The 12051-nt window shown below is 67.6% G+C and carries 10 protein-coding genes; 7 read left to right on the top strand and 3 right to left on the bottom strand.

Going from position 1 to position 12051, the window contains the following annotated elements; genetic code table 11:
- Window positions 1–91: 91 nt before the first annotated feature.
- On the bottom strand, window positions 92–1192 hold the full coding sequence (locus ACFU53_RS42025) for an amidohydrolase family protein (RefSeq protein WP_384005023.1): 1101 nt from the start codon (window positions 1190–1192) through the stop codon (window positions 92–94).
- A gap of 482 nt (window positions 1193–1674) precedes the next feature.
- Between ACFU53_RS42025 and ACFU53_RS42020 the strand changes: the two genes are divergently transcribed.
- The 3 genes from ACFU53_RS42020 (at window position 1675) to ACFU53_RS42010 (ending at window position 5873) form a co-directional block, all read left to right on the top strand.
- Complete coding sequence (locus ACFU53_RS42020; protein WP_384005021.1) at window positions 1675–2238, top strand: hypothetical protein; 564 nt, start codon at window positions 1675–1677, stop codon at window positions 2236–2238.
- A 165-nt stretch (window positions 2239–2403) separates the two neighbouring features.
- Window positions 2404–3519, top strand: a complete 1116-nt coding sequence (locus ACFU53_RS42015) for a tyrosine-type recombinase/integrase (protein WP_384005019.1) — start codon at window positions 2404–2406, stop codon at window positions 3517–3519.
- Between the two features lie 20 nt (window positions 3520–3539).
- Window positions 3540–5873 (top strand): tyrosine-type recombinase/integrase, encoded by a 2334-nt coding sequence (locus tag ACFU53_RS42010; RefSeq protein WP_384005017.1) that lies wholly within the window; start codon window positions 3540–3542, stop codon window positions 5871–5873.
- Here ACFU53_RS42010 and ACFU53_RS42005 read toward each other — a convergent pair.
- A complete protein-coding gene (locus ACFU53_RS42005) occupies window positions 5866–6330 on the bottom strand; it encodes a hypothetical protein (RefSeq protein WP_384005015.1) in 465 nt (154 codons plus the stop codon). The two genes, ACFU53_RS42010 and ACFU53_RS42005, sit on opposite strands and share 8 nt — an antisense overlap.
- Before the next feature lie 91 nt (window positions 6331–6421).
- Between ACFU53_RS42005 and ACFU53_RS42000 the strand changes: the two genes are divergently transcribed.
- Together ACFU53_RS42000 and ACFU53_RS41995 are read left to right on the top strand one after the other, a co-directional pair.
- Window positions 6422–7444 (top strand): tyrosine-type recombinase/integrase, encoded by a 1023-nt coding sequence (locus ACFU53_RS42000; protein ID WP_384005012.1) that lies wholly within the window; start codon window positions 6422–6424, stop codon window positions 7442–7444.
- Window positions 7444–9273, top strand: coding sequence for a tyrosine-type recombinase/integrase (locus ACFU53_RS41995; protein ID WP_384005010.1), 1830 nt, complete (start codon window positions 7444–7446; stop codon window positions 9271–9273). Before ACFU53_RS42000 ends, ACFU53_RS41995 begins: the two co-directional genes overlap by 1 nt.
- Before the next feature lie 6 nt (window positions 9274–9279).
- Here ACFU53_RS41995 and ACFU53_RS41990 read toward each other — a convergent pair whose 3' ends face one another.
- Window positions 9280–10149: an acyl-CoA thioester hydrolase/BAAT C-terminal domain-containing protein gene (locus ACFU53_RS41990; RefSeq protein WP_384005008.1), complete on the bottom strand. Its 870-nt coding sequence runs from the start codon at window positions 10147–10149 to the stop codon at window positions 9280–9282.
- A 149-nt stretch (window positions 10150–10298) separates the two neighbouring features.
- Between ACFU53_RS41990 and ACFU53_RS41985 the strand changes: the two genes are divergently transcribed.
- Both ACFU53_RS41985 and istB read left to right on the top strand, forming a co-directional pair.
- Entirely contained in the window at window positions 10299–11285 is a 987-nt protein-coding gene (locus ACFU53_RS41985; protein WP_384005006.1) for a hypothetical protein, read from the top strand.
- Window positions 11282–12051 (top strand): IS21-like element helper ATPase IstB (gene istB / locus ACFU53_RS41980; protein ID WP_384005004.1); only part of this gene is annotated, 770 nt, incomplete at its 3' end. The genes ACFU53_RS41985 and istB, both read left to right, overlap by 4 nt.

Raw genomic sequence — 12051 nt, 5'->3', positions numbered from 1 at the left:
ACCAGGCCAGACCCTTCAAATGGACCAAGACTGCCGACCAGATCCTCGACCGCATCTGCCGCTACTGCTCACGCATCTCCGAACCAGATCACTAGGCGCGCCTCAGCGTGGGCATGAGGCGGAGCGCGTTGTCGCGGTTGATGCCGCGACGTTGGCGGTTGGTGAGGACGGGGTCGGTCTCGATGGCCGGCACCGTGAAGTCGGTGATGATGTCGGAGGAGGCGGCCGGCCAGTCGGTGCCGAAGAGGATGCGGTCGGCACCGGCGGTGGCCACCAGAGTGCCCGAGGGGGCCAGCGGGCCCGCCGTGTCGTAATAGAAGCGGTGGAGATAGTCCTGTACCCGGGCAGCATCGAGGGGTGGGGTGCAAAAGTTGCCGAAGGCCTTCATGCGGGTGGCGATCTGAGGGAGGAATCCGCCGGCGTGTGGCAGGACGACTGACAGGTCCGGGTAGCGGTCGAGTGTTTTGGTGCGGATCAGGTTCACAGCGGCACGCGTGGTATCCAGCAGGAAATCGCACATGAAGTTCGGAGTTCCGGGGACGGTGGGCACTCCGGGTGGTCCGCCCGGGAGGTCGAGCGGGTGGGTGATAAGGACAGCGGCGCGTTCGTCGAGTTCTGCGAGAAAGCGGTCGTACGAGGGATCACCGAGGTAGATACCGTTGTAGTTGGCTTTCATGCTGACTCCCACGGCACCGAGGTCGTCGAAGGCGCGTTGGAGAGCCCACGTGGTCACTTCGGGATGGTCCAGGACAGCAGGGCCGAGGATGGCGAAACGGTCCGGGTGTGCGGCCACCAAGTCGGTCAGCGCCTCGAAGACGACAGTGAGACCTTCTCTGGCCTGCGCCGCGGAGCGGTACCGGTCCTGCATGGTCGGGTTGAGGACCGCGGTTGCGATTCCCACCCGGTCCATCAGCGCCAGAGTGGAGTCCAGATCCCAACGCGCCCACCACGGCAGCTCCTGTCGCCGCACCAGGCCCTCACGCTCGGCCCAGTCAACCCATGCCGGAGCGGTGAAATGGTGGTGGACGTCGATCCTTGCCCGGCCGGCGTCATCACCGCTCTCTGAGCCCCGCAGCACCGCTTCCTCTCTGGCCTGAGCGCTGGACCCGCCCGTGGCAGCGACGGTGGTCGCCACCGCCCCACTGGTGATGAGCAGACTGCGCCGACTCATGGCCTTGGTCGATTCCGACATCCGCGTATCCCATCCGTAGCGTCATCCAGCTTGCTGCACCACGATGACCCGGCGACGGGCCCACGATCACCACGGCGTGCCCTGTTCGAGGTCGGTTACCCCGGACGGACGCGGTCCAGAGGGAGGGGCCTCCCCAGTTCCCGCCGTCGTCCGGCTTCAGGACGGACGCCCGCCCCGTGCCGACCGCCGATGGGGAAGGCGTCATGCACGGCATCGATACAGATCCACCTGTAGTGGTTGACGCCCTGTACGGGGCGGGTGATGCGGCCGGAACACATTGCGGACGGCGCGCGGGACGGGCACGCGGCTGCTGGCCCGCGCCCGGGCAGCGGCACAATGGCTTTATTCACGGGTTGTGAAGCCCGTTGTTCACGGGTTTGGGAGGCACCCAGATCCACGGTCGGGTGATGTTCACGAGTTTTGAAGTCGCCGGGGTTCTTGCCACGGGAGCATCGGGGTGCTCCTGGTGAAAGGGCCTGGTCATGCCGCCGATGTCGAAGATCGAGCTGTACGCGGCGATCCGGCGTGACCACCGTGGCGGCATGAAGATCCGGGAGATCGAGCGCAAGTACAACGTGTCGTGGCGGACGGTCCGCAAGGCCGTGGACTCGGTCTGGCCGGAGCCGCGGAAGCAGCTGCCGCAGAGGCCGACCGCGTTGGACCCCTACAAGCTGGTGATTGACGGGATGCTTCAGGCGGATCTGGACGCGCCGCGCAAGCAGCGGCACACGATCACGCGGATCTTCCATCGCCTGGTCGAGGAACACGCCGCGGATGTCTCCTACCAAATGGTCCGGCGCTACGTCTCGGACCGGAAGCCGCAGATCCTCGTCGAGTCGGGGAAGGCCCCGGTCGAAGCGTTCATCCCACAGACCCACCAGCCCGGCATGGAGGCCGAGGTCGACTTCGGCGACGTGACGATCCGGCTCACCGGCGAGCTCGTGACCTGCTATTTGTTCTCCTTCCGCCTGCCCTACTCGGGCAGGGCCGTTCATCGACCTATTGACCGCACTAACGGCGTGTCCGGTATGAGGTTGGCCGTGTAGTCCAGAACGCTCCGTCCGAGATGTGATCTCACGGATGGGGTACTGATGAAACAGGAACAACAGGCGTCGCGACGGGACGTGTCCGGGCTCGTAGTCGCCCGGGCCGGCCGCGTGACGACGACGACCGATCCGACGCTCCCGTGGGTGGTACGTGACGGTGCCGGGATGCCGATCGAGCCGGTCAGCGAGTTCCTGCGTGACTTGTTGGCGTGCGGGAGCAGCCCGGCGTCGTGTCGTTCCTACGGCTACGACTTGTTGCGGTGGTTCCGGTTCCTCGCGGCCATCGACGCGGAGTGGAGTCGCGCGCAACGGCTCGACGTGCGGGACTTCGTGCTATGGCTGCGGACCGCGCACAACCCGGCACGGGATCGGCGAGGCCCGGACGCTCCGGCTGCGGGCTCGGTGAATCCGCGTACGGGCAAGCCGTACTTGTCGGAGGGCTATGCCCCGGCCACCGTCAACCACGCCCTGTCGGTGATCTCGGCGTTTTACGACTTCCATCTGCAGACCGGGGAGGGGCCGGTGGTGTCGCCGGTGCCCCCGCAGTCACGGTCCGGCCGCCGCCCGAACGCCCACCACAACCCGCTGGAGCCGTTCCATCCGCAGCGCCGGGGCGCCTATCGGCAGAAGCAGCCTGATCGGCCGCCCCGGGCAGTGCCCGACGATGTGTTGGATGAGGTGTTCGCGCGGCTGGGGTGCAACCGGGACCGGGCGATGTTCAGCATGTTGTTGTCCAGCGGCGCGCGGGCGGCCGAGCTGCTGGGCATGGCGGTGGGCGACGCTCACCCTGGCGACGGCCGCATCTACGTGCGGACCAAGGGCCTCGGTGGGATCAAGCAGGCGTGCCCGGCGGCACCGGAGGCGTTCGCGTGGATGGCTGTCTATCTCGGTGAACTCCTCGACGCGGGGCACCGACCTGAGCCGGACGAGCCGTTGTGGTGGACCCGTCGTCAGCCGCTGCGGCCCTTGACCTACACCGCCCTGCGCGCTGTCCTGACACGGATCAACGATCGGATCGGGGCCAACGTCACCCTTCACGATCTGCGTCACACGCTGGGGTTGCGGCTGATCGCCGACCCCAACGTCACCCTTGTCGACGTCCAGCAGGTGATGCGGCACCGGCAGATCACCACCACCGGCGGCTACCTGCGTCCGCGCCCCGACGAGGTGATCGCGAAGGTCCACGAGCACTACACACGTCCGAAACCGACGCCGCAGCCACTTCAGGGCTGGTCCTACGACCCTGAGGACCTGACCGACGTGTTTGGGCGGAGCATCTGATGAGCGGCCGACACGGCAAGGTGGCCCGCACCCCCGCCAGCCCGCGCGACCCGGGCGTGCTGACGGGCCCGCCACCGGGGCGGGCGGCCGGGCCGGCCGCGTCGTCCGGGCGGGTTGCCGCCACACGCGCGCAGTTGGGCACGCTGGCGGAGGCGCTCCTCGACCAGCCCACCTACCAGCAGCGGTGGAGGCAGAATCTTGCGCTGACGCGCATTCTGGACTGGTTGGAGACCTTCCCGGGCGAGGACTGGCAGGATCGGTGGCTGCTCAGCGGGGCCGAAGACCAAGGCCGACGATGGGGTCCGCGGGACCTCACCCCCGCGCTGCGGAACCGGCTGACCGCCGGACTTGGGATCATGATCGTGCTGCGGGCGGTCTGGCCGTCCTACGCCTGGCTGTCGAGCAGCAGGCTGCTGGGCGTCTACGCATCGTTCCGTCGCCACAACCAGGCCGAGGTCTTCGCCGCTGTCGAGCGGTCCGCCGCCCGCCACAAGGGACACGAGTACGCGGCCGAGGCCGTGAACGGGCTGACCCGCATGGTGATCGTGACCGGCAAGCCGCTGCGCGAACTCGACCTCGCCGACTTCGGCGACTATGCGGCGGCTCGCCAAGCGTGCGGCAGCAAGGTCACCGCACTGCCGATGGCCTACGAGTTGTTGCGCGCGGTCGGCGGACTGGACGACTTGCCGCCTACCCTGCGGGAAGCCTCGGCCCGCGGGCAGCTGTCGGTGGCCGAACTCGTGGACCGCTACCCGGTCGCGAACAAGGAGATCCGCGACGTCCTGGTGCACTACCTGGTCGAGCGTTCCGCAGCGCTGGACTACGGATCGCTGGTCAACCTGGTCCAGGTGCTGGTGGACCTGTTCTGGCGCGACCTGGAGCGCCACCATCCAGGCATCTGCTCCCTGCACCTGCCCGATCCGGTGGCCCAGGCGTGGAAACAGCGGATCCGTACACTGCCGAACGGCCAGGCCCGGCGCACCTTTCACTCGGTGCTGCTGGCGGTCCGCGCGTTCTACCTCGACCTGCTGCAGTGGTCGCTGGAGGACCCCGCCCGCTGGGCCCGGTGGGCCGCTCCATCCCCCGTCGGCGAGGCCGATATCCGCGGCTACATCAAAGAGGCCCGGCGTCGCCAGGCCCGCATGCAACAACGGACCCGCACCTTGATTCCCGTGCTGCCGCAGCTCATCGCCGCCGCAGAGAACGAACTCGATGCGGCTGGACGGATGCTGTCCGCTGCCCGTGATGCCACAACTGGCGACGGGTTCACCATCGATGGCCTGCGCTATCGCCGAACTGGTCGGGCCTCCAGCACGTGGCGTCCGGGCGCGCTGTTCGTCACCCCTGTCGACCAGCCCGGTCCCCGCTTCGACGCGGAACGCCTGGAGGACAACGCCTTCTGGACCTTCGCGGCCATGGAGGTGTTGCGCAGGACGGGAACACGCATCGAGGAGCTCCTTGAGCTGACCCACGTGAGCCTGCGCCAGTATCAGGCCCCGACGGGGGAGATGGTGCCGCTGCTGCAGGTCAGCCCGTCCAAGACGGACGCCGAACGGGTCATCCCGGCCGCCCCGGAGCTCGTCGCGGTGCTGGCCCGCATCATTCGGCGGATCAAGCGCGACGGCACAGTGCCACTTCTCAGCCGCTACGACGGCTACGAAAGCACCTTCGGCCCGCTGCTGCCACATCTGTTCCAGCGGGTCACCCACCACCAGCTGCAGGTCATCCCGCCGGACCGCATCCGAGAGCTCCTCGCCGGCCTGGCCCGGCGCGCTGGCATCACCGACATCGACGGCACCCCGCTGAAGTTCACCCCGCACGACTTCCGGCGGATCTTCTCCACCGAGACTGTCAACGGCGGACTACCCATTCACATCGCGGCGAAGCTGCTCGGACACCTCGACCTGAATACCACTCAGGGGTATGTGGCGGTATACCCGGAAGAGGTGATCCGCCTCTACCGCCAGTTCGTCGACCAGCGCCGAGCCCATCGGCCCAGCGAGGAGTACCGCGAGCCGACCGACTCCGAATGGGAGGAGTTCCGAGACCACTTCAGCCTGCGGAAGGTCGCCCTTGGCCGATGCGGCCGCCCATATGGGACACCCTGCCAGCATGAATCAGCGTGCGTGCGCTGCCCGATGCTTCGCATGTCGTTGAGCCAGGTCCCCCGGCTGCTGGAGATCGAACGCAATACCCACGAACGACTGGACGAAGCCCGACGGCTGCAATGGCTCGGCGAGGTCACCAACCTTCAGGAGAGCCTGCGGCACATCGCGGACAAGAGGCGCCAGGCCGAACGCCTGCGTCGACAGCACGCAGACCAAGGTGAGTCAGGAGAGAACGCGCTCAGCTGACCCGATGGCGCTCACGCCACAGCGCTGCCGCCGGGGAGTCCTCCACGAGGACCCAGCTGTCGAAGTCTTCGCGCACGAACCCGGGGTCGACGGGCATGAGCCTGATCTGCGGACGGTCATCCATCCACCAGATCTCGAAGTCCGCCGCCGTGCCGACGGCCGGCCAGCGTGTCGCGTCCCGCGGCAGCATGAGTACATCGACGAAGCCGGTGACGGCAAGCCCCAGGTCGACACCAATCCCGGTGACGCCGGGATGGTGAACCCAGTCCACTGTTCCGGCCAACTGCTGGCCAAGTCGAAGCTGTCCGCGCAGCTCGTCCCAGGCTTCGTCGAGGGGAGTCATCGCAGCCATCTTGCAGCATGCTTCCTCGAGTCCTCCATTGACCCCCGACCAGTAGTGCGGAGAAGCGTCTTCGCGTCTTGTGGGCAGGAAGCCTTCTTTGAAGGGCACGTTCACGCCCTGCGGACGCTGGGCGGTTATGTGGGTGACGACTCTTCCGCGATCTCGTGTTCCCAGCCAGGATGGTCGCTCCCGTCGAGGAGCTCGGATGGCCTGGCAGCCGGAGTTGGTACGACGTGTCGATGCCGCGGGGAACCCTGCGGCATCACTGGGCCACCCATTGGTCGACGACTATCTGGAGTTCGTGGCGGCACGCTGCCGGCCGAACACTCTGTTGGCCACCGCCTACGACCTGAAGGTCTTCTTCTCGGTGGTGCCCAAGGAGCCTGCCGACGTCGTCACCGCGGACGTCTTCGCGTTCATCACCGCGCAGAAGAAGCCGCGGCGGGGACCGAAGGTCGTCCGGCTCGAAGACGGTGAAGCAGGACTCTCGGCTCGGACCATCAAGCGCCGACTCGCCAGCATCTCCGGGCTGTTCGGCTACCTCATGACCCGCGACGACCTGGCCATTGATCGCAACCCAGTGCCGACGGGGCTGGCCAACCGCCGCCGCAGCGGCAACCGCGGGGCACCGCTCCTGCGCACGCCCCGAACCCTCCCGCGCGTTCTCGGCCCGGCTGAGGTCGAAACGGTGCTCGGCGCCGTGAACACCGCACGGGATAGGGCCATGGTCCTCGCGATGCTGCTCGGCCGGCTGCGCCGCTGCGAGGTACTCGGCCTGCGGCTGGGCGACCTCTCACCAGGCGAACGTCGGGTCTTCATCAGCGAGGGCAAGGGCGGCCATCAGCGGTTGATACCCGTCTCTGCGCAGTTCTTCCGCGCGGTCGGCGACTATCTGGATCGCGAGCGTCCGCCCGTCGACCACGATCGGCTGTTCGTGGTGCTGCGCGGACCCACCCGTGGCCGACCGCTCTCCGCCGATGGTCTGGACGAGATTCTCGATGGTGTCCGGAAGCGAACAGGACTACCGAGGCTGACCTGTCATCAGCTCCGCCACACCTGCCTGACCCGGCTGCGGGAGGCGGGCATGGCCCTGGAAGCGGTACAGGCCCAGGCTGGTCACCGCTCCATCGAGTCGACCCGGATCTACATCCACCTGGCGAACAGCTGGCTGGTCGAGCAGTACCTTCAGGCCAGTGCCGCCATCGACGCCGACCGGGCGGATTCCTGATGCGCCGGGCCCGCGCCGCCGCCCTGCCGATCGTGCGCCCGGACCTTGTCGAGTTCTACCTCGCCCACCGGGCCGCGCAAGGCATGAACACCGACCACAAGGTCCGCTGGGGCGCCCGAGTCCTACTCGCCGCAGTGCCCGACCTGGACAACTTCCGCCGCCTGCCGTTGGAACGCCAGCTTGCTTTCAACCACGAGACGCACCGGTTCATCAGCTGGCTGGCGGTCACCGGACGCATGCAGCCGGGCGCGGACTACCTGGTCGCCCGGCGTCCGAGGTTGGGCATCGTGCTCACACGCACCGAGCCGGAACTGCACCTGCGGTTCATGGAGACCGCCCGCACACTCGGCCTCCGCGACTCGGTGGCCATGACCCAGTTCAACCTGCTGGCCCACTTCATCGCCCTGTTCGGACAGCAGCCGGACCAGCTGCAGCAGAGCGACTGGGACGAGGGACGCCGCCTGCTGCTGGAGGCGGCCCGGCGGATCCCCAATCGCGGCGTCAAGGCCCTCTCGACCGCCTTGTTCAACCTGGAAGCGACGCTCTTCCACTGCGAGTTGACCGACCAGCTCCCACGCCGCCGCTCCCCGGACCACGCCGACATGCGCGCCCGCGAGTGGGCCCGCGTCCCTGCCGGGCTGGCGGACACGATGCAGCACTATCTGCGGCAGATTGCCGGAACGCTGCGGCCGGGAACCGTGAAGAACACTGAGCTGACACTGCGAGAGTTCGCCCTCCTGGTGGCCGCCGAGGACACCGCCGTGACCTGCGTCGCGGAGCTCAAGCGGCGGCACGTCGAACGCTATCGGCAGTGGTTGCTGGAGCGGCCGGGCGCCCGCGGAGGACCGCTGCACCGGCATACCGTCCGCGACCGGCTCAGCAAACTCCGTGGCTTCTTCCGTCGCCTGGATGAGTGGGATGCCGCCGACCGGCCGCCCCGCCAGCTGGTCTTCGACAGCGACTTCCCGATCGCGGACGAACCACTGCCCCGTTTCCTGGACGACGCCGCGGCCGCCAAACTGCTGGCAGCCGCCCGCAAGGACCTCGATCCGTTCACCCGGCTGGCGATCGAGGTCCTCGCCCGCACCGGGATGCGCCGCAGCGAGATGCTCGGCCTCACCATCGACGCGGTCGTGCAGATCGGCTCCGCCTACTGGCTCCGCGTCCCGGTCGGCAAGATGCACACCGACCGCTACGTCCCCCTGCATCCGCAGCTCAAGACGCTGCTGGACGACTGGCTGCTGCACCGGCCCGACGGCCTGCGTTCGAACCTGCTGTTCACCGACCACGGCCGCCCCGTCAACGCCTCCCGCATCGAGGCCGCGGTCCGCAAGGCCGCGCAGCAGGCCGGACTCGGCCGGGTCACTCCGCACCAGCTCCGGCATACTCTGGCCACCCAGGCGATCAACCGGGGCATGTCTCTGGAGGCCATCGCCGCATTGCTTGGACACAAGTCGCTGTCCATGACGCGTGTTTACGCCCGGATCGCCGACCGGACCGTCGCCGACGAGTACTTCGCCGTCTCGGCGAAGGTCGAGGCACTCTATGACGCCCCTCGCCGACTACCGGCCGACGCCGAAGGATCGGAGATGTCCAAGTTCCGCCGGGAGATGCACCGCCGGATGCTCGGCAACGGCTACTGTGCTCGCCCCGTCGAGATGGACTGCCACTTCGAGTCGATCTGCGAGTCCTGCACGTTCTTCGTCACCACGATCGAGTTCCGACCCACTCTCGAACGCCAGCGGGACGACGCGGCGGCCAAGGGACAGGTCGCGAGGGAGCAGATCTTCGACGGACTCCTCAGTCGGCTCGATGGAGAAGCCTTCTGACTGCGGTCAGCAACTGGAGGGAGCTGTCCTGGTGAGCCTGTCGAGGATGTGCGGCCACGCAGCCTCTCCCAGGAGCGCGTCAGCTCTGGGCGTGCCTCCGTACAGAAAATGCGGGGACGCGGGCGCCTGGCTCTCGCCGGGAAAGCGCGGTCGATGGCCGGCATCGTGGCGGGCGATGAGATGCGCAGTGGTCCCGGCTGAGCGTCGGCGTTCTGCCAGTTGTTCGGCGAAGCGGAGAGAAGGCCACATCGCGTCGTCGCCACCGGCAACGAGCAGCAGATCGGCTCGGGCCTTTTCGACGGGGATCTCCGCCCGAGGGAGCTGGTGAACGAAGCTCCGATCGCTGAGTTCGTACCAGCCGCGGATGGCGGCCGGACCGCTACCCGGGTTGACCGGAGTCCAGGAGTCATCCATCGGAACAAAAGGCAGGGCCCGCCCCTGCCAGGTCCAGGAAGAACGATACGGGCGCTGTTCCCCATCGCGGCCCGGATCCACATTGCACCAGACTCGCGACGTGGGCGACAGCGCGATAACAACGTCCACGCGCCGGTCGCGCACGGCCGTGAGCAGAGCTGCTTCAGCCCCCTTGGAGACACCAAGGATGCCGATGCGTCGAGCTCCGCTCGCGGTGAGGAAGTCGACCGCGGCGGTGAAGGTCTCCAAGGGGATCTCACAGATTCCCGGAGGCTGCCCTGGTCCGCCGAACCAGCGGATGGACAGAGCAGTGATGCCCTGCTGAGCGAGGATGCGTGCTCGTTCGCGTTCGATGCGTCCGCTGGAACCCGCCAGGACCAGAACGCCGACGTCACTGCCGTCGGTTGGAGCGGCCAGGACACCTTCCCAGGGATGGGTCAGCTCGCGCTCAGCAACGTCCACGTGGCCCCCAGCTCGACGCTTCGCGGTCAACAAGAGTTTCTTGGGCAGCTTCTCAAAGGCAGCCGGAGACTTGACACCAAGACCCGCATATTAGAGGGGTCCCGCGGAGCAAGGTCCGATACGACAACCTGAAGGCTGCCGTCGCCCAGGTGCTGGGGCTGAGCCGGGCCAGGGTGGAAGCCGACCGGTGGATCGCCTTCAGGTCGCACTTCGGGATCGAGAGCTTCTACTGCCGGCCCGGCATCGAGGGCGCCCACGAGAAGGGCGGAGTGGAGGGCCAGATCGGCTACTTCCGCCGCAACCACTTCACCCCGGTGCCCGAGGTCGACTCGCTGGCCGAGCTGAACGAACTCGTCGATCAGTGGGATCTTCATGACGGGCGGCGCCGGATCGGTTCGCGGCCGCGGACGATCGACGAGTACTTCGAGGTTGAGCGGCCACTGTTGATGCCGCTGCCGGAGGAACCGTTCGAGACGGGTCGGCTGTTCACTCCGAGGGTCGACCGTTACAGCCAGATCGCAGTCCGAACGAACCGATACTCGGTGCCCGTCCGGCTGATCGGCAAGCGGGTCCGGGTCGTGCTGCACGCCTCTCACCTGGTGGTTTATGACCGGAACGTGGAAGTGGCCCGACACGAGCGGCTGATCGCGAAGGGAGGCTGCCGCCTGGATCTGGACCACTACCTGGAGGCCCTGATCCGCAAGCCGGGTGCCTTCCCCGGCGCCACCGCGCTCGAACAGGCCCGCTCGGCGGGCAAGTTCACCCCGGTCCATGACGCCTGGTGGGCCGCGGCTGTCAAGGCCCACGGAGACACGGCCGGGACGAGGGCCCTAATCGAGGTGCTGCTGCTGGCCCGCCACCTGCCGCACGAGCACATGGTCGCCGGACTCGCGATGGCCCTGCGGGCAGGAGCCCTGACCGCGGACGCGGTCGCGCTGGAAGCCCGCAAGATTGCCCAGGCCGAGGACGAACCGGCCGGAACCCCGGGCGCGGGCACCGTGACGTTTCTGCACGAGTGGCGGCTCGCGCATCTTCCCCCGGACACCAGGCCGCTGCCCTCGGTGACCCACTACGACCAACTGCTCCAACGCCGTCGCGCCAGCGGCGGTGAACACCGCGAGGGAGAAGCACAGTGACCCTGCCCCGCCAGCGAGGACTGACCGAGCAGGCCGCCAACACGGCCATCGACACCGCCTGCCGCCTGTTGCGGCTTCCCTCGATCAGGAACGAGTTCTCCGACATCGCCGATCGGGCGCTGAAGGATCAGATGACCTACCGCGGTTTCCTCGCAGAGCTGCTGATGGCCGAGTGTGACGACCGGTCCAGGCGCCGGTCGGAACGGCGGATCAAGGCGGCCGGCTTCCCTCGGGACAAGTCGTTGCGAACCTTCGACTTCGACGCGAACCCGAACCTCGACGCGGCCACCATCCACACGCTCGCCAGCTGCGAATGGATCAAGAAAAGCCAGCCCCTCTGCCTGATCGGCGACTCCGGAACCGGCAAGTCACACATGCTGATCGCGCTGGGAACCGAGGCGGCGATGGCTGGCTACCGGGTCAAGTACGTGCTGGCCACGAAGTTGGTCAACGAGCTCGTCGAAGCCGCCGACGAGAAGCAACTCTCCAAGACGATCGCCCGCTACGGACGTGTCGACCTGCTCTGCATCGACGAACTCGGCTACATGGAACTCGACCGCCGCGGCGCCGAACTCCTCTTCCAGGTCCTGACCGAACGCGAGGAGAAGAACAGCGTCGCCATCGCCTCCAACGAGTCGTTCGGCGGCTGGACTAAGACGTTCACCGACCCCCGCCTCTGCGCAGCCATCGTCGACCGCCTCACCTGTAACGGCACCATCATCGAGACCGGCACCGACTCCTACCGCCTCGCCAGCACCCGAGCCCA

This window comes from Streptomyces sp. NPDC057474, assembly GCF_042802555.1.
Classification (GTDB): domain Bacteria; phylum Actinomycetota; class Actinomycetes; order Streptomycetales; family Streptomycetaceae; genus Streptomyces.
This window is presented reverse-complemented; position numbering and strand designations above follow the sequence as displayed.